The sequence below is a fragment of the Aeromonas sp. FDAARGOS 1411 genome (assembly GCF_019047125.1).
GTDB classification, from domain to species: Bacteria; Pseudomonadota; Gammaproteobacteria; order Enterobacterales; family Aeromonadaceae; genus Aeromonas; species Aeromonas veronii.
Map to the genome: position 1 here is coordinate 4,268,094 of NZ_CP077214.1, position 19,862 is coordinate 4,287,955.

General features: G+C 59.4%; 23 protein-coding genes. 13 read left to right on the forward strand and 10 right to left on the reverse strand.

Annotated features, from left to right (window positions below):
- Positions 1-2: 2 nt before the first annotated feature.
- Both I6L41_RS19425 and pspG read left to right on the forward strand, forming a co-directional pair.
- Positions 3-209: a PspC domain-containing protein gene (locus I6L41_RS19425; protein ID WP_005335873.1), complete on the forward strand. Its 207-nt coding sequence runs from the start codon at positions 3-5 to the stop codon at positions 207-209.
- 48 nt (positions 210-257) lie between these two features.
- Entirely contained in the window at positions 258-476 is a 219-nt protein-coding gene (gene pspG / locus I6L41_RS19430) for an envelope stress response protein PspG (protein ID WP_005335871.1), read from the forward strand.
- Positions 477-566: 90 nt separating this feature from the next.
- Here the strand turns inward: pspG and I6L41_RS19435 are convergent, their stop codons facing one another.
- Positions 567-911: a GIY-YIG nuclease family protein gene (locus I6L41_RS19435; RefSeq protein ID WP_005363060.1), complete on the reverse strand. Its 345-nt coding sequence runs from the start codon at positions 909-911 to the stop codon at positions 567-569.
- Between the two features lie 44 nt (positions 912-955).
- On the opposite strand from I6L41_RS19435, the gene I6L41_RS19440 reads away from it, so the two are divergent.
- Positions 956-1,690: an ABC transporter substrate-binding protein gene (locus I6L41_RS19440; RefSeq protein WP_216960758.1), complete on the forward strand. Its 735-nt coding sequence runs from the start codon at positions 956-958 to the stop codon at positions 1,688-1,690.
- Here the strand turns inward: I6L41_RS19440 and rarD are convergent.
- Positions 1,672-2,562: an EamA family transporter RarD gene (rarD, locus tag I6L41_RS19445; RefSeq protein ID WP_216960761.1), complete on the reverse strand. Its 891-nt coding sequence runs from the start codon at positions 2,560-2,562 to the stop codon at positions 1,672-1,674. The two genes, I6L41_RS19440 and rarD, sit on opposite strands and share 19 nt — an antisense overlap.
- A 99-nt stretch (positions 2,563-2,661) precedes the next feature.
- Here rarD and I6L41_RS19450 point away from each other — a divergent pair, with 99 nt between their 5' ends.
- Positions 2,662-3,249 carry a uracil-DNA glycosylase family protein gene (locus tag I6L41_RS19450; RefSeq protein ID WP_201978686.1) on the forward strand — a complete coding sequence of 196 codons (588 nt, stop codon included), beginning with the start codon at positions 2,662-2,664 and terminating at the stop codon, positions 3,247-3,249.
- 4 nt (positions 3,250-3,253) lie between these two features.
- Here the strand turns inward: I6L41_RS19450 and I6L41_RS19455 are convergent, their stop codons facing one another.
- Positions 3,254-4,111, reverse strand: a complete 858-nt coding sequence (locus I6L41_RS19455; protein WP_021231711.1) for a DMT family transporter — start codon at positions 4,109-4,111, stop codon at positions 3,254-3,256.
- Between the two features lie 91 nt (positions 4,112-4,202).
- Here I6L41_RS19455 and I6L41_RS19460 point away from each other — a divergent pair, with 91 nt between their 5' ends.
- Positions 4,203-5,093: a LysR substrate-binding domain-containing protein gene (locus I6L41_RS19460; protein WP_107682801.1), complete on the forward strand. Its 891-nt coding sequence runs from the start codon at positions 4,203-4,205 to the stop codon at positions 5,091-5,093.
- Positions 5,094-5,105: 12 nt separating this feature from the next.
- Here the strand turns inward: I6L41_RS19460 and znuB are convergent, their stop codons facing one another.
- Positions 5,106-5,885, reverse strand: a complete 780-nt coding sequence (gene znuB / locus I6L41_RS19465) for a zinc ABC transporter permease subunit ZnuB (protein WP_216960765.1) — start codon at positions 5,883-5,885, stop codon at positions 5,106-5,108.
- Between the two features lie 21 nt (positions 5,886-5,906).
- A complete protein-coding gene (gene znuC / locus I6L41_RS19470) occupies positions 5,907-6,683 on the reverse strand; it encodes a zinc ABC transporter ATP-binding protein ZnuC (protein ID WP_204385021.1) in 777 nt (258 codons plus the stop codon).
- Positions 6,684-6,776: 93 nt separating this feature from the next.
- Between znuC and znuA the strand changes: the two genes are divergently transcribed.
- Both znuA and I6L41_RS19480 read left to right on the forward strand, forming a co-directional pair.
- On the forward strand, positions 6,777-7,709 hold the full coding sequence (gene znuA, locus I6L41_RS19475) for a zinc ABC transporter substrate-binding protein ZnuA (protein ID WP_216960770.1): 933 nt from the start codon (positions 6,777-6,779) through the stop codon (positions 7,707-7,709).
- Between the two features lie 67 nt (positions 7,710-7,776).
- The gene (locus I6L41_RS19480; RefSeq protein ID WP_042052461.1) at positions 7,777-8,451 is read left to right on the forward strand and encodes a transglutaminase-like cysteine peptidase; all 675 of its coding nucleotides are present in this window, start codon (positions 7,777-7,779) and stop codon (positions 8,449-8,451) included.
- On the opposite strand, the gene I6L41_RS19485 is transcribed toward I6L41_RS19480, so the two are convergent.
- Positions 8,446-9,387: a TAXI family TRAP transporter solute-binding subunit gene (locus I6L41_RS19485; RefSeq protein ID WP_127006075.1), complete on the reverse strand. Its 942-nt coding sequence runs from the start codon at positions 9,385-9,387 to the stop codon at positions 8,446-8,448. The genes I6L41_RS19480 and I6L41_RS19485 overlap by 6 nt on opposite strands.
- Complete coding sequence (locus tag I6L41_RS19490; RefSeq protein WP_216960773.1) at positions 9,384-10,682, reverse strand: LapD/MoxY N-terminal periplasmic domain-containing protein; 1,299 nt, start codon at positions 10,680-10,682, stop codon at positions 9,384-9,386. Before I6L41_RS19490 ends, I6L41_RS19485 begins: the two co-directional genes overlap by 4 nt.
- Before the next feature lie 260 nt (positions 10,683-10,942).
- Here I6L41_RS19490 and mepM point away from each other — a divergent pair, with 260 nt between their 5' ends.
- Complete coding sequence (gene mepM / locus I6L41_RS19495) at positions 10,943-12,280, forward strand: murein DD-endopeptidase MepM (RefSeq protein ID WP_005354854.1); 1,338 nt, start codon at positions 10,943-10,945, stop codon at positions 12,278-12,280.
- 71 nt (positions 12,281-12,351) lie between these two features.
- On the opposite strand, the gene I6L41_RS19500 is transcribed toward mepM, so the two are convergent.
- Positions 12,352-13,296 carry a D-2-hydroxyacid dehydrogenase gene (locus tag I6L41_RS19500; protein ID WP_167557645.1) on the reverse strand — a complete coding sequence of 315 codons (945 nt, stop codon included), beginning with the start codon at positions 13,294-13,296 and terminating at the stop codon, positions 12,352-12,354.
- Between the two features lie 162 nt (positions 13,297-13,458).
- On the opposite strand from I6L41_RS19500, the gene I6L41_RS19505 reads away from it, so the two are divergent.
- Complete coding sequence (locus I6L41_RS19505) at positions 13,459-14,040, forward strand: YjaG family protein (RefSeq protein WP_005335839.1); 582 nt, start codon at positions 13,459-13,461, stop codon at positions 14,038-14,040.
- Positions 14,041-14,111: 71 nt separating this feature from the next.
- Here the strand turns inward: I6L41_RS19505 and I6L41_RS19510 are convergent, their stop codons facing one another.
- The gene (locus tag I6L41_RS19510; protein ID WP_047434495.1) at positions 14,112-14,591 is read right to left on the reverse strand and encodes a MarR family winged helix-turn-helix transcriptional regulator; all 480 of its coding nucleotides are present in this window, start codon (positions 14,589-14,591) and stop codon (positions 14,112-14,114) included.
- A 163-nt stretch (positions 14,592-14,754) separates the two neighbouring features.
- Between I6L41_RS19510 and I6L41_RS19515 the strand changes: the two genes are divergently transcribed.
- On the forward strand, positions 14,755-15,282 hold the full coding sequence (locus I6L41_RS19515) for a hypothetical protein (protein ID WP_005335836.1): 528 nt from the start codon (positions 14,755-14,757) through the stop codon (positions 15,280-15,282).
- Between the two features lie 9 nt (positions 15,283-15,291).
- Positions 15,292-16,890 (forward strand): BCCT family transporter, encoded by a 1,599-nt coding sequence (locus I6L41_RS19520; protein WP_216960776.1) that lies wholly within the window; start codon positions 15,292-15,294, stop codon positions 16,888-16,890.
- 118 nt (positions 16,891-17,008) lie between these two features.
- Here the strand turns inward: I6L41_RS19520 and I6L41_RS19525 are convergent, their stop codons facing one another.
- Positions 17,009-18,247: a multifunctional CCA addition/repair protein gene (locus I6L41_RS19525; RefSeq protein ID WP_216960779.1), complete on the reverse strand. Its 1,239-nt coding sequence runs from the start codon at positions 18,245-18,247 to the stop codon at positions 17,009-17,011.
- Between the two features lie 237 nt (positions 18,248-18,484).
- Between I6L41_RS19525 and mutY the strand changes: the two genes are divergently transcribed.
- Both mutY and I6L41_RS19535 read left to right on the forward strand, forming a co-directional pair.
- Positions 18,485-19,537, forward strand: a complete 1,053-nt coding sequence (gene mutY, locus I6L41_RS19530; RefSeq protein WP_042052456.1) for an A/G-specific adenine glycosylase — start codon at positions 18,485-18,487, stop codon at positions 19,535-19,537.
- 8 nt (positions 19,538-19,545) lie between these two features.
- Complete coding sequence (locus tag I6L41_RS19535; protein ID WP_005335828.1) at positions 19,546-19,818, forward strand: oxidative damage protection protein; 273 nt, start codon at positions 19,546-19,548, stop codon at positions 19,816-19,818.
- The last annotated feature ends 44 nt before the right edge of the window (positions 19,819-19,862 follow it).

The window sequence follows — 19,862 nt, forward strand, 5'->3', positions numbered from 1 at the left end:
TCATGAGCCCCTGGCCCAAGGATCTGGTGCATCGCAAGCTGACCGGGGTCTGCGCCGGTATTGCCAGGCGGTTGGGGGTCTCCAGAGTCACGGTGCGGGTGGTGGCACTGCTCGCCCTGATCCTGATGCCGCCGCTGGCTCTGGCCGCCTATCTGCTGGCGGTGTTGGTGATGCCGCCCCGTTATGAATTGAAGCGCTGGCTGGATTGACCGAAGGGTTGAACAGTCGGCAGACAAGGTACTGATAAGGAGCAAGTTATGCTGGAATTTTTCATCTTGCTGGTGGTGCTGCTGGTCATGGCACTGACCGGTTTTACCCTGGTAGCCATGTTGCTGGTGAGCGGCCTGTTCGTGCTGCTTGGGGCGCTGGGCGGCATGCTTGCTCTGATCATCAAGCTGGCCCCCTGGTTGTTGCTGGTGCTGGCGGTTTGCTGGCTGATCAGCAACCGTAGCAAGCGTTCCAATACCTACCTCTAACCCGCCTGAGGTTGTGCAAGACGTTGTGTGATGCTCCCTGATTTCCCCTTTCCGGCCACTCATCGAGTGGCCTTTTTTTGCCTGTCGTCCTCAAGGCTGGGTGGCTGCGGGTAACCACTGGGGGCTCCAGCTCTGCCAGAGTGCCGGGCTTTTTATCAGCTGTTCCTTGAAGGATTTCGGCTGCTGCTTGAGGCGATATTCGATGCGCAGAGCCGCCCCCTTCTCGCCGACTTCCTGTTGCCACGCCAGCGTCAGTGGCCCCTTGCCGCGCAGGGCGCGAGCGCCCTTGCCACTCTGGTGCTGGCGCAGGCGGCGCAGCGGATCCGTGCTGATCCCGGTATAGAGCAGGCCGGTGGCGGTGCGCACCATATAGACAGACCAGCGGGAAGGGGTGGATGGTTGCTGTGCCGGTGTGGTGGTCGCGGGTTCTCTCATTCAAATTCTCTGTGCCAAACTCAGAGGCAGCTCAAGGAGGTGCGATGAGAGTCTGGTTTTGGTTGTGGTTACTGTTGTCGGTCCCGGCTCTGGGGGAGACGATCCGTCTCTACGATTACCATCAGCATCCGCCCTTCAACACCGGAGTGGATGCAGGGCTGAGCCGCGAGCTGGTCAAGTATCTCAATGAAAAGCTGGGGGGTGAACCCAGAATCGAGCTTTGGCTGGTCAATCGCGCCCGACTGGCGCAGGAGATGGCGGATCCCGACTTTGACGGTCTGGTGGTCTGGGTCAATCCCGCCTGGGTGGGGGATCCCCATCGCGAGCGCTATCTCTGGACCTTTCCGGTGATGCGCGACACCAACGAGCTGGTCTCGAACATCGACAAACCGGTCACCTATCGCGGGCCAGACTCCCTCAAGGGGCTGGTGTTTGGCGGGGTGGAGGGCTACCGCTATCAGGGGATCGATGATGCAGCTGGCCGCGGGGAGCTGGTGCGTCAGGATGCCAAGAAGGTGAAGACCAATCTTGAGCTGCTGGTGCGCGGCCGCATCGATGTGACGTTGGTAAGTGGTTCATCGCTGGGCTTTTTCATCGACTCACAGCATTATCAGGGCAAGCTGTTTATCTCACCCTTCCCCCAATCCAGCTATACCCGCCATATCCTGCTGCCCAAATCCCGTCCCGAGCTGCATGCCACCCTCAACGACATCGCCGAGCAGATGGACAGAGATCCCCGTTGGCACAAGGTGCTGGAGTCTTATCGCGGTACGCCCTGAGGGCGGCGCTTGAGCCGGTGCAGCGGCACCAGACTCACCAGCAAGCCTGCCCAGACGAAGGCGAAGCCGACCGTCTTGATGGGGTCCGGCGTTTCACCAAACCAGTAGATGGCGAGCAGGAAGGCGAGGCTGGGCTCGATATATTGCAGCAGTCCCACCGTGCTCATCCGGGTTCTCGCCACCGCGTAGCAGAAGAGCCCGACCGGCAACAGGGTGGCGGGCGCACTGCCCATCAGCAGCAGCTTGTCGGCCAGATCCCCGTTCACGAATGCCCCTTCCCCGTGCCACGCCAGCGTGCCGATGATGATCAGCGCGACGGGCAGTTGCACCATGGCTTCCAGATAGAGGCTGGTGCCGGTGTCGTAGTGGATCTTCTTCTTGATAAGGCCGTAGCAGGCGAAGTTGGCCCCCATGATGAGGGAGAACCAGGGGAGTTGGCCGTAGCAGAAGAGCATGTAGGCGAGCCCCGCCAGCGCCAGGGCGACCGCCAGATGCTTTTGCGGGGTGAGTCGCTCTTTGAGGAAGATGACGGCGAATACGATATTGAACAGCGGGGTCATAAAGAAGGCGAGGCTGGTGGTCAATACCTGCCCGGTGGTGAGGCACCAGGTGAACATGCACCAGCTGATGGACATGACGGGGCCCGCCAGCAGAATGAGGCCGAGCTGGCGCGGCTCACTGCGCAACCGTGCCCACGGCACCTGGTGGCCAAACAGCAAAAACAGGGCACCCAGCAGCACCACAGACCAGAGCACCCGGTGGGAGATCAGCTCCCACATGTTGACCTCGGGCATGAATTGATAATAGAGCGGCAGCATCCCCCACAGGATGAAGGAGAGGGTCGCGGTGCCGGTACCTAGCCAGTTTTTCATTATTATCCGTTTATTAAATTAAACACTCATGGCGATAGTAGGGGGTGCGCCCTGTTTCCACAAGAGGGAAAACAGGGAAATGCTGGTACTATCAACGTCATGCAGCGAATCGATAAGTTGTTTGAGCAAATCAGGGCCTGCCGTCTGTGCGAGGCACATCTGCCGCTGGGGCCTCGTCCGGTGATCCGCGGGGCCGAGAGTGCCCGCCTGCTGATCATCGGTCAGGCCCCCGGCACTCGTGTGCATGCCAGTGGTATCCCGTGGGATGACCCCTCCGGTGACAGGCTGCGCCAGTGGCTCGGGGTCGATAAGGCCACCTTTTACGACGAATCCCGCATCGCCATCATGCCGATGGGCCTCTGCTATCCCGGCAGGGGAAAATCCGGCGATCTGCCGCCCAGACCCGAGTGCGCGCCTAACTGGCACGACAAGGTATTGATGCTGCTACCCAATATCGAACTGACCCTGCTTATCGGCCAATATTCACAAGCCTACTATCTGCGGGGGGCAGCCAAGGGATCGCTCACCGACACGGTGCGCAGCTGGGCCGACTATGGCCCCGGCTGGCTGCCGTTGCCTCACCCTTCACCGCGCAATACCCTCTGGCTCAGAAAGAATCCCTGGTTCGAGGATGAGATTGTCCCCCATCTGCAGCAAAGGGTCGCCCCTTTGCTGGAACGACCCTGAGCGCTTAAAGCGCCGGTTCGGCCAGCGGTTTTGGCTTGCTGCGCGCCATGGCGATGAGCGGCAGGACGATGCAGATACAGCCCAGCAGCAGCGGCAGACCGGGCTGCTCGTCAAACAGCCACACCCCGATGGCCACCGCCATCAGCAGACCGGTGTACTCCGCTGAGGCGATCTTGCTCGCCTCTGCCTTGCGATAGGCCACCACGCACAATCCCGCATAGACCATGATCAGCGCCGAGGAGCCAAAAGCGGGCCACCACATCTGCCACTGCCAGTTGCCCCCTTCCCACAATGCCAGCGCCAGAATGAAGGGCATGCTCAGCACGTTGGTGAAAAACAGGGTCTGGGCGATGGGCTGCTTGAGCGGGATCCGCTTGATCAGCAGATTGTTGAGCGCCATCGACAGCGCCACCCCAAGCGCCGCCAGCGCGGCCCAGTTCACCTCGGTCGGGCGCAGCACGATCAGTACCCCGATAAACCCGATAACTGCGGTCAGCACCTTCTGGCGCGAGATCGCTTCCCCCGCCATCCACACTGCCAGCGGCACCATCATCAGGGGGGCGGCATAGAAGAGGGCATTGGCAGTGGCGAGCGGCAAGCGGGTGAGGGCCACCACCATCAGGCAGACGCCGACCGCCCAAATATGGGCCCGCAGCAGGTGCCACTTGATGGCCACCGGTGGGTTGCGGCGCCATGACCAGAGCAGCCAGGGCATCAGCAGAATGGCGGCCGAGAGCTGGCGGAAAAAGACAAACTGGAAGATGGGCTGATCCGGCTCCAGCACCTTGACCAGCGCATCGGAAAAAACCGCCACCATATTGCCCAGCACCAGATAAAGGATGCCGATCCCTACTGCATTCATACCACCTCCCACTTCAGATTCGGGGAGGGTAGCGCGAGGGCCGTTATCCAGTAAAATGATAAAAAATGACCACTCATGAGATATTTAGATAATGAAGCTTCCTCCCCTGCGTGCGGTGCAATATTTCGAGGTGGTGGCACGCTTGCTCAGCTTCTCTCGCGCCGCCCTTGAACTGAACGTCAGCCAGAGTGCGGTCAGCCACCAGATCCGCCTGCTGGAGGATTTTCTGGGTGAGCGCTTGCTGCTGCGTCAGGGGCGGCTGCTCTCGTTGACGACGCAGGGCGAGAGCTATTTCGAGGGGATTGCCGCCGGACTCAGCCAGATTGCCCAGAGCAGCGAACAGCTGCGCGGGGGCGGCGAGATGCGGGTCCGGCTCGCAGTCTACAGCTCGTTTGCTGTGAAGTGGCTGATCCCGCGGTTGGCGGGATTGCGCCAACTCTACCCCGAGCTGGATTTGAGTCTGGAGATGGTGGCGGAAGATCCCGAGCTCTCCGATCGGGTGGCGGATTGCTTTATCACAGTCTCACCCCACGGACGGGGCTACTGTCACGATCTTATCTATCAGGAGCGGCTCTTTCCGGTCTGCAGCCGCCGCTTGTTGCAGCAGATCAGCGGGGAGTGGCCTGAGGCCATCTGGCAGCTGCCGCTGCTCTCGGTGCAGTCCATTTACAAGGCGCGGGGCGAGGATTGGCAGCGCTGGGCCAAGGCGGGCGGGCTGGTGATCCCGGACGAGGCGCGGATGCACCATTTCAGCCATGTGTTGCTGGCGATGGAGGCGGCGGCCTGGGATCAGGGGGTTGCGTTCGTGAATGACTACATGCTGCGGCCCGATGATCCCCAGCTGGTGGCCTTGCCGGTACACCAGCTGGAGACGGGGGATGCCTTCTACTTTACCTGCAAGCGCTCGCGGGCCCATGAGCCCGCTATCAGCCGGTTGCGCCAGTGGCTAATGATGGAGACACGCCAGAGTATGCCGTTGTAATTGCTCGGGTTATCAGGCTTTCTTGAACTGGCTCAGCACAAACAGGCTGGTGGCGCAGACGACGACCGAAGGGCCTGCCGGGGTGTCCTGATACCAGGAGAGGGTCAGCCCCCCCAGGACGGCGAGACAGCCGATCAGCGCGGCAAAGCCAGCCATCTGCTCCGGCGTCTGGCTGAAGCGGCGGGCGGTGGCGGCGGGAATGATCAGCAGGGAGGTGATGATCAGCGCCCCGACAAACTTCATCGCCACCGCGATCACCAGCCCGATCAGCAGCATCAATACGCAGCGCAGCACATCGACCCGGATCCCCTCTACCCGTGCCAGCTCTTCCGAGATGGTCATGGAGAGCAGGGGATCCCACAGTCGCAACAGGGTGAGCAGTACCAGCGCGCCACCGCCGTAGATCCAGAGCAGATCCATCGGTTGTACCGAGAGCAGGTCGCCGAACAGGTAGGCCATCAGATCCACCCGCACGTTATCCATAAAACTCAAGGTAACCAGACCGAGCGACAGGGCGCTGTGGGCCAGAATGCCGAGCAGGGTATCGGTCGCCACCTGCTGGTTGCGACTCATGATCACCAGCAGCATCGCCATGGCGAGGCAGCAGACCACCACCGCCAGAGTGAGATCGACCTGCAGCAGGATGCCCAGCGCGATGCCGAACAGGCAGGCGTGGGAGAGGGTGTCGCCAAAATAGGCCATCTTGCGCCATACCACGAAGCTGCCGAGGGGGCCGGCCAGCAGGGCGATGCCGAGACCGGCCGCGAGGGCGTATAACAGAAAGCTGTCCACTTGAATGTCCTGTTGCTTGCGCTATTTGCTGTGAGCGTTGTTGCGAGAAGGCAGGCGGATGACGGGGGCCTGCGGTTCATGATGATGGTGTTCGCCGTCGCAGTGGTGATGGTGGGTATAGACCGCCAGCACCTCCTGCTCCGGTCGCCCGAACAGACGGGCAAATTCGGGGTGGCGGGCCACGCTTTCCGGCTCGCCATGACAGCAGACGTGGCGATTGAGGCAGATCACCTCGTGGGTGCTGGCCATCACCAGATGCAGGTCGTGGGATACCATCAGCACGGCGCAATTGAACTCGGCGGCGAGCTTGCCGATCAGGGCGTAGAGCTCGATCTGGCCGGTGATATCAACCCCTTGCACCGGTTCGTCCAGCACCAGCAGCTCGGGCTTGACCAGCAGGGCGCGGGCCAGCAGCACGCGCTGCATCTCGCCGCCGGAGAGCTTCTGCATCCGGTTTTCCAGCAATCCCTCTGCGCCCACCCGGGCCAGCGCTTCCTCGATGGAGAGGCGGCTATTTTTGCCCAGTTGCAGGAAGCGACGTACCGTCAGCGGCAAGGTGGGATCCAGATAGAGGCGCTGGGGCACATAGCCGACTCTCAGGTCGCGGCTGCGGGTGATCTTGCCCGAATCCGGGGTGAGCAGACCCAGTACCAGCTTGCTCAGGGTGCTCTTGCCAGCCCCGTTGGGGCCGACGAGCGTGGTGATTTTGCCTTTATTGAGGGTAAAGGAGACCTTGTCGAGCACAGAGCGTCCATCAAACGAGAGAGAGACCTCTTTCAGCTCTACCAGTTGGCTCATGACAACTCCGGGGTTTACAGCCAGTGAGAGTTATAATATAACAAAAAGCGGCTGTTATATTATCACATACTCACCCCCTGACGAGATTCACCAATGAGAATTATTGCGCTTTTCACTGCCCTGCTGGCGGTGAGTTTGCCTGTTCGTGCCATTGAGGTACTGACCACCATCAAGCCCCTTGGCTTCATCGCTGCGGCGATCACTGACGGGGTGAGCGAGCCCAAGGTATTGCTGCCCACCGGCGCCTCTCCCCACGATTTTTCCCTGCGCCCTTCCGATATTCGCAGCATCAACAGTGCTGGGCTGGTGGTGTGGGTTGGCCCCGAGCTGGAAGGGTTTATGGCCAAGCCGCTGGCCAATCACTCCCATGCTTTGGCCCTGACTCAGGTTGAGGGAATGCCGCTGTTCAACTACGCGACTCAGGATAGTCATGACTCCCATGACCATGATGATCACGATCATGCCGCCCACGAGCACGTTGACCATGATGAAGGGCATGAGGGACATCATCACGAAGGGGTCGATCCCCATATCTGGCTTGGCCCGACGCAGGCCAAAGTGATTGCCAAGGCGATCGCAAGTGAATTGGGCAAGCTGGATCCGGCCAATCAGGCTCGCTATGACGCCAACCTCGCGGCATTTGATACCAAGGTGGATGCCAAAGACAAGGTGATTGCCGGCCAGATGAAGGCGGTGAATGAGAAGGGGTACTTTGTCTTCCACGAGGCGTATGGCTACTGGGAGCGCCACTACGGCATGAGTTCAAAGGGTCACTTTACCGTGAGCCCTGAGCGTCGCCCGGGCGCCAAGACGCTAGTGGATATCCGCAAGGCACTGGAAGAGAAGCAGGCGAGCTGCATTTATGCCGAGCCGCAATTCTCACCGGCTGTGATCGAATCGGTGGCACGCAATACCGGCGCCAAGGTACTGTTGCTTGATGAGGTGGGTGAACAGGTGCCACTCGGCCCGGATGGTTATCCCCAATTTATGCAACAACTGGCAGACGCATTCGCCCAGTGTCGCTGATCGCCTGCTGAGTCTCTCATCCGGAGGGACTATACTGACCTCCAGCATCTGACATGGAGTGTCCGGTATGAAATGGTTGTTGATCCCGGCCTGTACTCTGGCGCTATGTTGCGCCAGCGTGCAGGCTTCGCGTCTTTCCGAATATATTGCCAGTCCGGATCTGCGGGCCAAGCTGCAGGAAGTGTATGGTGGCCGCGCCATTCAACGGGCCGAGGCATTCTCTCGCCTGCTCACCCCCAGAGCGGGTACAACCGACCAGCAGAAGATCGAGCTGGTGAACAACTACTTCAACAATCTCACCTACAGCGAGGATCCCAAGCTGTGGGGAGATGAGGATTACTGGGCCAATCCGCTGGAGTTCATCGGCGCCCGGGGTGGGGATTGCGAGGATTACAGCATCTCCAAGTACTACACCCTGATGGAGCTGGGGGTGGATGAGAAGAAGCTGCGACTGGCCTACGTCAAGGCGGTGCGTTACAACCAGTTCCACATGGTGACGCTCTACTTCCCGACGCCCAAGGCTGACCCACTGGTGCTCGACAACATCAACAGCCGGATCCTGCCGGGCAGCAAGCGTACCGATCTCATTCCCGTTTACAGTTTCGATGCCAAAAGCATCTGGATAATGAAGTCACGGCGGGAAGGGACGCTGGCGGGGAGTGCCGATCGGTTGGCGCAGTGGACATCGATGAAGACCCGTTTCTCCAGCGAGCAACTGCGCTCCCCTCGTCGTCAGTTATAGCTTGCCCGCCGCCTTCAACTCATCGAAATATTTCGCCGCGCCCGGATGCTGTTCAATACTCAGCACCGGGCCGGTTTTATTGCGTGCCCGGTGAAACATATTGGCGTAGCCATAAGTCTGCTCATTGAACTTGGTCTGCTGGGTCAGCATGGCCTTGGTCAGACGATAGACAGACTCTTCCGGCATGGTGGCATTGGTAACCAGGGTGGCGGCAATGGCAAAGGTGGGAGTTGCCTTCAGATTGCCGGGGTAGATGCGGGCGGGCACCTGACTACGTTGGTAATATTTGACCCCCTTGAGTAGCTGATCACGGGTGGCCCCATCGATGGGGAGGAAACTGACTGCGCAACGTTTGGCGGTGTCGAGCACAATCCGGTTAGGGTGTCCCATCACCAGTGCAAATGCGTCGATCTGCTTGCTGCAGAGCGCATCCGGCAGGTTGGCCATGCTCTTCAGGTCGAGATCCTGCTCTTTCGCTCCCAAGATGTTGAACAGGGTCAGCGCCGTCTGGCGGGTTCCCGAGCTCTTCAACCCCATGTCGATGGGGGCGAGCTTGAGCTGTTCCAGTGAAGTGATATCGCCATCGGCACGGATCACTATGGTGAAGGGCTCGGCATGGGTGGCAAACAGGGCGCGCAGCTCAGGTTGCGGCTGCGTGGCAAAAGGGCCCAAGCCCTGGCTTGCCTGATACAGCCAGTCTGACTGCACCATGGCGTAGGAGGTCTCGCCACTCTTCAGCCGCGTCAGGTTTTCTATTGAACCCGATGAACTCTGCAGTGTGCACGCAAGTTGCTCGTCGACCTCATGAGCCAGACGGCAAAACTCTTTGGTTATCTGGTGATAAATCCCCTGCTCACCCCCGGTGGTGATAGTGACGGTTTCAGCCATCAGGCCGGGTTGCCACATCAGGGGCAACAGCATGGCGAGCTTCTTCATGATTGCGCCTCCTTGGCATAACCATCGATACCCCAGGTCCGCAGTTTGTCGATGTCGCGGCACTCTCCCGATTCTGCCAGCAGGGTATAACCGGCGGCATGCATGGTTTGGGAGAGCAGATTCCAGTAGAGCGGCGCATCGGTCAGCTGACAGCTGATAAAGATGGGATTGAGCGGGTCAAGTTGATTGAAGGTATCCGCATTGAGGGGAATGGCGCTGAAGGCAAGCTCACACCCCTGTTCCTGCAACGCAGCCAATGTGGCTTGGCCGTGGGCGGGAAAGGTGGCCACATCCCAGCGCCAATCCAGTGTTTTGCCGCGGCCCTGGCTTAGCAGAGGGGCGATCTCGGACCATTGTGGGTGATTGAGCAGGGAGAGGGGCAGCAAGACCCCTTCTATATGAGAGTGCTGCCACTGTTGCAGGGCGCTCTGGATGGTTGCGAGATCGCTGTCGGCACCGAGGGGCTGACTGGGCAAGAAACGCTGATAGAGCGCGATCTCCCCTTGTGTGGAGACAAATTTTTGCAGTTGCCCGCCTTCCGGCAGTGGGCTCACTCCTTGCAGCGGCTGTGGGGGCGTCAGTAGCAGCTGTTTTCCCAGCTGGGTGATTTTAAGTCGTTGTTGCAGCAGATCCCGTTTGCGTTCGGAAACCAATTGGTTGATGGAAAGTGCCACTTCTTTGAGGTCTTGCAACCAGGGAGTGGGCAGGGTGCTGTTGAACTGGTGTTTGCGGATACGGATCAGCTGCAGGTTGATCTGCTCCAGGGGCTGCAGCAGGCGTTTGCACACCAGGGAGATGATCAGGGTAAATACGACGAGGCCCGCCAGCAGCGCCAGACCGGTGCGACTGATGGCATTCCACAGATGCTGATAGGCGTAGCCGCTATGCCCCTCAAGGGTCAGAGTGCCCAGCATGCGCCAGCCATCGGTCAACTCTTGCTCAATCTTGACGGGGGGCATGCCGATAACCGAGGGAAGCCAGCCGGGGACATTTTGCTGGGTAGAGTGGAAGACCTTCTGAAACAGCAACTGGCCATCGGGATCGATCAGGGTGACCGAGCTGACGAAGCCGCCATCGAACATGGCATTGACGATGGTCTCGGCCAGCACATTGTCGTCATTAAGCAGGGTTCCTTGCAGCACCAGCCCGAGAGCGGTGATGGCGGTTTCCAGGTTGGCTGACATCTGGTCGAGGATGGATTGGCGGACCGTCGTGACTTCCAGTGCAAACAGCAGCGCTGCACCGATCAGGAACAGGACGACAATTATTCTGATTAACAGTTTTGCTAACGACATATCCACTCCATGGAAAAGTTATCGCAACATTTCAGGTTTCTATTCAGTATCGAATCCGACCCGGTTCTTAAAAATAGGAAAAAATGGTTAAAAAAGACGATCATTTCTGCCCATCCGGGCGGGTTATGCATAAAATGTGAGGTTCATGCAGATTGTGATGAACTATTTGTAACTATTTGTGTCCAACAAACAGTTTTATACGGTTTTGTCACAACTGACATCGCAACTCACACTCTTTAGATCTAAATACAGGATAGCGGATGAAACGTCTCCGTCCCTTGGTAGTACAGGCTGCCAATTGGGAACCACCGGTTCCCCGCAAACACTTTTACGCCATGCTGATGCTGACGGCCATGACCCTGTCAGCAGTGGCATTATTGCCAGCTCCGGGTGACATCCTCGAGCGGCCGCTGCGTCTTGAGTTGCCCATTGATACCGCAGGTACGGCAACCAACGAAAACAACACCGACTTTAACGAAATCCCCGATCACGAACTGGTTGATCAGAGTGCGCCGGATGACGACATCCCGGTTGACACCACCCCCCAGTGGCAGGATTACCGGGTCCGCAACGGCGAAAACCTGACCGCCATTTTTAACAATCTCGGTCTCTCCACCACCACCCTCTACAAGGTGCTGGACGCGGACAACAAGAATTATCTGGCGCGCCTCAAGCCGGGCCAGAATATCGAGCTGCTGATCGATCAGGACAACATCCTGCAGCAGCTCAAAATCCGCTTGAACATCAAGCAGACGCTGGTGATGGCGCGCAGCGACGATGCCTATACCGCCTCCATGATCAATGAGAAGGTCGAGTGGCAACCGCAGCGTTACAACGGCGTGATCAACGGCAGCTTCTATGTCAGTGCCCGCAATGCGGGGATTCCGGCCAACCATATCCAGAAAATTGCCAACCTGTTCCAGTGGCGAATGAATTTCGCCAAGGATCTGCAGAAGGGTGACAAGTTCAAAGTGCTGGTACGCCAGGAGACGGTGGAAGGCAAGAGCACTGGTAACAGCCAGCTGCTGGGTGTGGAAGTGACCAGCCAGGGCAAGACGGTGTCGGCCTGGCTCTCCGATGACGGCAACTACTACGACGGTCAGGGCAACAGTCTGGAGCGCGGATTCCGCCGCTACCCGACCCACAGCCGCTATCGGATCAGCTCCAATTTCAACCCGGCGCGCAAACATCCGGTAACCGGTATGGTGCGTCCTCACGAGGGCACCGACTTTGCGGTGCCGGTGGGCACGCCAGTGCTGGCGACTGGCGATGGTATCGTCCAGAAGGCAACCAGCCACCCGCTAGCGGGCACTTATATCGTCATCAAGCATGGCCGTACTCTCTCTACCCGTTATCTGCACCTGAGCAAGCTGCTGGTCAAAACCGGTCAGCGAGTGAAGATGGGCGACAAGATCGGCCTCTCCGGTAACACTGGTCGTTCTACCGGTGCTCACCTCCACTATGAACTGCGGATCAACAACCGCCCGGTCAATGCCATGACCGCCAAGCTGCCGATGGCTGAACCGCTCAGCGGCAAGGAGCGTCGTCAGTTCCTTGCCAAGGTGAAGAGCTACCGCAAGGAGCTGGCCGCGGGTTGATTCCTGTCGTCAAAGCCTGAAATGAAAGGCCCCGCCAGATTGGCGGGGCCTTTTTACATGCGCCGTGAGGGTTAGTAACCCTTGTCGAAGTCGATCTTGCCATCCAGTGGCTGGCCATCGATAAAGCGGATGTAGTTGCGCACAAAGATCTGGGCCACATCATCCGGGAAGCTGTAGGCGCTGTTGTGGGGGGTGACGATGAGGTTGGGTTGGCCCCACAGCGGACTGTCGGCGGGCAGCGGCTCCTGCTCGAACACATCCAGCACCGCCATCGCCAGCTTGCCGGTACGCAGTGCGGTGAGCAGATCGCCAGAGTGCACGGCGCTGCCACGACCAACGTTGAACAGGATGGCGCCCGGTTTGCAGTGTTCGAAGCGGGCGACATTGAACAGATGACGGGTATCGCGGGTGGCAGGCAGCACGCTGACGATGACATCGGCCTGCGCCAGCATCTTGTTGAGCGCAGGTAGTTGATAAACCTGATCAAACCCGGCCCGCTCCCGACCGCTGCGGCTGATGCCCAGCACCTTCATGCCAAAATGTTTGCCGGTATGGGCGATATGCTGGCCAATGCTGCCGGTCCCCAGGATCAGCATGGTGCGCCCCTTGAGGCCCTGATAGGGGTGGCTTTGCCACAGTCGCTGTTTCTGCTGCTCCCGATAAAGGGGGATTTGGCGCATCAGGCTGAGCAGATGACCAAAGACATACTCGCTCATCAGCGGGCCGAAGATGCCGCGCACATTGGTGAGTTGATAGTCGCGGCGACTGTCAGGGTCGAGCAGCACATCGACTCCCGCATAGGTGGACTGGAACCAGCTCAGCTTGTTGGCTTTGGGCAGCAGCGGTTTGGCACGGGCCGGTTCGGCCATCAGAATATGGGCTTCGCCGATCAGCTTCTCGGCATCACTCTGGTTATCGGCTCGCAGAATGCGCAGATGGGGGAGATTGGCGGCCTTGAGCAGCCGTTCGTAGTGAGCATTATCCTGGCTGAGCAAAAGAAGGGTACGTTGGCTCATACTCTTGTTCCTTATCAGAATTTGCGGCGCAACAAGATGCCGCTCTCGACCCATCTTACCTGACTTCATATCGCAACATAGCCGACCAGGGCGCTTTTTCGTTTTCGCCGCGCCCCTCGTGGGCTACAATCTGCCCCACATTTTGCAAAGGATCCGACTCCAGTGTTTGGTGACAAGTTTTATAAGCGACTGGCCGAGCTACAGCCTTGGCAACAGACCGTCTACACCCTGGCGCTGGCAGAGCGCATGTACCCCAACTATGCCCTGTTCTGTCAGGCCTCCGGCTTTGGCAATGCTGGCGCTTTCCGGCATGCGCTGGATCAGATGTGGGTCTACCTCACCGTCAAGGGATCCCGGGTCAATCTGGGTGCCATTCTCGAAGAGTTCGAGTCTCACATTCCGGATCCCCGCAAGTTTGAATCCTACGGTGCCTATCCCGCGCTGGATGCCTGTGTTGCGCTGGGCTGCGCCTACAACTCGGTGATCTGCCGGGTCGGCGAAGAGGCCAACGATGCCAGCCATGCGTCAGTCGGTACCGTGGCCGGTTTTATCGAGCTGCTGGAAGAGCGGGATCTGACCGAAGAGGAGCTCTACGAGCACGAGTACATGGAGGCCGAGCTGGAGTTCCAGGTTGAACTGCTCAAGCGGGTTGCCCATGAGCGCGACAGCGATCGTATCCTGGCTATCAGAGTATTCGCCTCTCAGGATGGCGTCTCCAATATCGGGATCAGCCTGGAAGAGTAATTCTCGGCGGCCCCTGATCGAAAAAAGCTCCCGTTCGGGAGCTTTTTTTATGCCTGAAATTGTTCAGCAGCTTATGCCTGCTCTTCGGTGAGGGGTCTGACGCTCAGCACCGGGGCTGCGTCGATTTCGTCTGCATTCATCATGGCGGAGATGCGTTGCAGGGAGGAGAGCAGCAGGGTCTGCTCCCAGGTTTCAAGGGATTGAAAGCGTTGGATAAAGCGCTCTTGCAGCGGGGTGGGAGCCTGGGCCAGCAGGGCGCGGCCTGCATCAGTCAGTGTCGCGTGAACCTTGCGCTTGTCGGTATTGCTGCGAACGCGCTGCACCAGTTGGCGGCTCTCCAATCGGTCCATGATGGTGGTGGCGGTGGCCTGGCTCATGTTGGTGTGATCGGCCAGCTGGCGCATGGAGATCTGTCCCAACTCGTCGATCCCTTTGAGCAGCAAGAGTTGCGGGGAGGTGAGCCCGGCTTCTTTGATCAAGCGCCTGGAGTGCATGTCGATGGCACGAATAATCTGGCGCAGGGCGACCAGCACTTCATCATGTTTTTCCATGGGGTGTGCGTCATTGGAAGGCTATGGAGAGGCGCAAAATTTTCCGCCTAATTCGTCACAAGGTCAATATGGTTTTTGTTGTAATAATTTCTGCTCTAACTAATTTTGTGTTAGGTTGACGGGCATTTCACGGAATTCACCCTGACATTTGAGGAGCGAAATGATGAATGACGAGCTGGATATCAAGTCTCTGGTGGCCGAGTTACGTGTGGTCAGAGTGCGCTATGAACTGCCGGACACCTCGGCTTTTGTGCGCTATCAGCCTGCCTATGATGAAGATCCCAACAACCTCAAGGTACACCACTATGATGGTGAGTTACCCCTCTCTTGCAGTGAGACAGGTACTTTCAACCTAAAGGAGTTAGTGAACGAATTGCGCTACGCCTATGTGCTGGTGCACCTCTTTCCTGATGAAAGTGCCATGAACTTTTATCTGACCGGCCTCGATACCGGCCTGGCCCAGCTGGAATTCATCGGTGGCTCATACGACTTCAACCGCCTCTGGATCACTAGCGGTATCTCCAATCTGGGCGTCCCCATGGCCATCTTCCTTGGCAAGCGTCACGCCGTGAATGGCCAGCCCTCGGTTTCGCTGGTGGATCACCGCGAACAGGCGGCCGGCAAACTGGTCTATCGTGCCATCGGCGGGGCCGGTGATCATGTGGGCGAAGACTTTTTCAACAACGACTAAGGAGGCTGGATGCGAGCAAGCAAAGGGCTATTGAAAGGCCTCAACCCGACTATGGCCATGACGGCCCTCACCGTGATCACCCTGTTTTTGCTGTTTGGCGTATTTGTTCCCGATACCGCGGCCGCCTGGTTTGTCGGTGCCAAGGATCAGATTATTGCCGGGTTCAAGTGGTACTACATCCTGGTGGTCGCCCTGTTCCTGTTCTTCGCCATCTATCTGATGTTCAGCCGCTTCGGCAGCATCCGGCTGGGTGACGACGACCAGGTACCGGAGTTTGGCTACTTCGCCTGGTTCGCCATGCTGTTCAGCGCCGGCATGGGGATAGGGCTGGTGTTCTGGAGCATCGCCGAGCCCATGTACCACCTGCAGGGCAACCCCTTCGTCACCGAAGGGATGACCCCGGAGGCGGCCCAGATCGCCATGCGTCTCACCTTCTTCCACTGGGGCCTGCACCCCTGGGCCATCTACGTGATCGTCGGCCTGTCGCTCGCCTTCTTCAGCTACCGGCGCAAGCTGCCGCTGGCCATCCGCTCCGTGCTCTATCCGCTGCTCGGCGATCGCATCTACGGCTTCTGGGGTCACGCTGCCGACGTGCTGGCGGTGTTTGGTACCGTGTTCGGGGTGGCGACCTCCCTTGGCTTGGGGGTCTCCCAGATGAATACCGGCCTCAACCAGATGTTCGGCATGGAAGTCTCGCAGGCGAACCAGCTCTGGCTCATCGGCGGCATCAGCCTGATCGCCACCCTGTCGGCGGTCTCCGGCGTCGGACGCGGGGTGAAGATCCTCTCCGAGCTCAATATCTGGTTGAGCGTGTTCGTGCTGGGCCTCTTCCTGGTGCTGGGGCCGACCACCTACATCCTCAACGCCTATGTGCAGAACATAGGTGACTACCTGCAGAACATCGTCAAGCTGAGCTTCTGGACCAATACCGAGGCCAACGGCACCTCGGCCTGGCAGTCGAGCTGGACCGCCTTCTACTGGGGCTGGTGGATTGCGTGGGCGCCCTTTGTCGGCATGTTCATCGCCCGCATCTCCAAGGGGCGCACCATCCGCGAGTTCGTGCTCGGTGTCTTGCTGGTGCCCTCCCTGCTCGGCATGTTCTGGCTCACCGTGTTCGGCGGTACTGCCATGAATCTGGAGCTGTTCGGCAGTGGTGGTGTGGTGGCCGCGGTCAATCAGGATGTCACTCTGGCGCTCTACAAGACGGTGGAGCTGCTGCACTGGGAGACCTTCGGCTGGATTGCCAAAGCTGTGCTGACCCTGCTCATCTGCACCTACTTCATCACCTCCAGTGACTCGGGTACGCTGGTCATCACGACTCTGCTCTCCATCGGTGATCAGGATCCTCCGGTGCCGCACCGCGCGCTCTGGGGGCTGGGCCAGGGGCTGGTCGCTGCGATTTTACTGGTCTCCGGCGGCCTGGCGGCCTTGCAGGCGGCCAGCATCATAGCGGCGCTGCCCTTTTCGGTGATCATGTTGGCGATGTGCTATTCGCTGATGCTGGGGCTCAAGCAGGAGAGCCAGCGCCAGTTCGAGTATCGCCAGAACCTCAAGCGCCACGATGGCTCATCCCATATGAGCCTGATGGAGCGAATTGGTCCGGCATAACGGCACCAGCAGAGGTTAGCGCCCCCTCACATATCAATCTGGATGCAAAACGGCCGCCCTGGCGATGCTCTCCTTGCGGAGCTCATCATCAGGGCGGCCGTCTGTTATGGGGCCGAGGTTACTCCTCGATAAAGGTCCACTCATCCTTGATGCGGCTGATAGCATCAGTGCGCTTTTTGGCGAGCTGCTCCTTGATCTCTTCCCCTTTGAAACCGGCCGCCACTATCTCTTTCACCGGCACCGCCTGGGCGGCAGCCAGCGCTTCGGCCACATAGTCCGGCTCGGCGTAGACCCGCTCCTCGAAACCGGTGCGGCCGTGGAAGTCGGCGCGGCAGGCATCCAGCAGCTGGGCAAAGCGCTCGGGGCGACGCCAGGCATCAGCCTTGTCGAACACCTTGAGCAGGGTGGCGGGTTTGAGCTTAAAGGCGATGTGGATGTGGGTATGCAGATCGCTCACCAGCAGCGCCAGATCCCGGCACTCGTTGGGTACCCGGAACCGTTCGCACAGGGCGCGAATAAGCGGCAGCCCCTTCTGGCCATGACCGTGATGGCTTGGCCAGAACTCCTTGGGGGTTACTCCCTTGCCAAGGTCATGGCAGAGGGCAGCAAAGCGGACGGTCAGCTCGGGGGAGATCCGGCACGCTTGCTCCAGCACCATCAGGGTGTGGATGCCGGTGTCGATCTCCGGGTGCCACTTGGCCGGGGCGGGGACGCCGAACAGCGCATCAATCTCTGGGAACAGCGCCTTCAGGGCGCCGCACTGGCGCAGCACCTCGATAAAGATCTGCGGGGTCGGCCCCAGCAGCACTTTTTCCAGCTCCTTCCAGACCCGCTCCGGCGTGAGGTGGGCCAGCTCGCCAGCGGCCGTCATCTCGCTCATCAGGGAGAGAGTTTCCGGCGCTATGGTAAAGCCCTGAGCGTGGAAGCGGGCGGCGAAGCGGGCGACCCGCAGGATGCGCAGCGGATCTTCGGCAAAGGCGGGGGAGACGTGGCGCAGCAGCCGTTTTTCCAAATCCTCGATGCCACCGTAGGGATCGTGGAGCTGGCCCTGATCATCTTCGGCGATGGCGTTGATGGTGAGATCCCGGCGCAGCAGATCCTGTTCCAGCGTCACATCGGGGGCTGCGTGGCAGACAAAGCCGGTGTAGCCCTGACCCTGTTTGCGCTCGGTACGGGCGAGGGCATACTCCTGCTGGGTTTTGGGGTGAAGAAACACGGGAAAGTCGCGACCGACCTGGGTAAAGCCCAGCGCCAGCATCTGCTCCACGGTGGCGCCGACCACCAGATGATCCCTGTCGCCCTGCGGCAATCCCAGCAGGCGATCCCGCACTGCGCCCCCAACCAGATAAGTCTGCAAACCGTCTCTCCCGTCATCAATCGTGGGGCCGAGTATATCGTCTTTGTTATCGCTTTGCTGCCTGGCCACCACCTGCCCACAGCGCCAGTCAGCAGGGCTTTGACTTGGGCGTGGCGAGGCCTTACGCTGCCGCACCAGACAGCTGGCGCTGTGCAGCGGGATGACTTTATGCCCGTGCAGGCCAGATGAGCCGGAGGAACCGCAGAGTTCCCCATATATCAACGACATGAGAACAACGTGAATCAATCAACCTTCGCAAGTCGGGTTCTGGAGTGGTACGAGCTTCATGGCCGCAAAACCCTGCCCTGGCAGCAGGAGAAGACCCCTTACCGGGTCTGGGTCTCGGAGATCATGCTGCAGCAGACCCAGGTCGCGACCGTGATCCCCTATTACCAGCGTTTTATGGCGCGCTTCCCCGATGTGGTGGCGCTGGCCGATGCCCCTGTCGATGAGGTGCTGCACCACTGGACCGGGCTTGGCTACTACGCCCGGGCCCGCAACCTGCACAAGGCGGCTCAGCAGATCCGCGATCATCACCACGGCCTCTTTCCCGAGCGCTTTGACGAGGTGATGGCGCTGCCGGGGATTGGTCGTTCTACCGCCGGGGCCGTGCTGTCGCTCTCTCTGGGTCAGCCCCACGCCATCCTTGATGGCAATGTGAAGCGGGTACTCACCCGCTGGCTGGCGCTGCCGGGCTGGCCCGGCCAAAAACAGGTGGAGAACGAGCTGTGGGAGATCGCCATCCGGCTCACCCCCAAGCTGGGGGTGGCGCAATACAATCAGGCGATGATGGATATCGGGGCAACGATCTGCACCCGCAGCAAGCCTGCCTGTGATCGCTGTCCGGTGCGGGCCGATTGCCAGGGGCTGTCGCAAGGCAAGCCTACCGCTTATCCCAATAGCAAGCCGAAGAAGAGCATTCCGGCCCGCGACGGCATCATGCTGCTGATCCGTCACGGCGATGAGTTGCTGCTGGAGAAGCGGCCGCCACAGGGGATCTGGGGCGGGCTCTACTGCTTCCCGCAGGTGGCTTCGCTGGCGGAGGTGGATGGTCTGCTGGCATCCCTCGGCCTGAGCCATCACGGTTATCGTGAACTGGCCGGTTTTCGCCATACCTTCAGCCACTTCCATCTCGATATTCAGCCGCTGCTGATTGACATTGATGAGGCGCAGCCGCTGCGGCTCATGGAAGCAGATAACCGACTCTGGTATAACTTACGCCATCCTGCCGAGGTGGGGCTGGCGGCCGCCACGGCCCGTCTGCTCGCCTATCCAGAGTTACAACCATAGAGGTCAACATGAGCCGTACTGTATTTTGCCAACGCCTGAAAAAAGAGGGCCCGGGTCTGGATTTCCAACTCTATCCCGGTGAGCTCGGCAAGCGGATTTTTGACAACATCAGCAAGGAAGCCTGGGCCGAGTGGCAGAAGAAGCAGGTGATGCTGATCAACGAGAAAAAGCTCAACATGATGAATCTTGAGCATCGCCAACTGCTGGAAAAAGAGATGGTCAGCTACCTGTTTGATGCAGGTGAAGTGCAGATCGAAGGTTACACCCCGCCTGCCCAGTAAGCTCTCCGGCTGTTGTACGTGTGAACAGGTGCGGGAATGGCGCC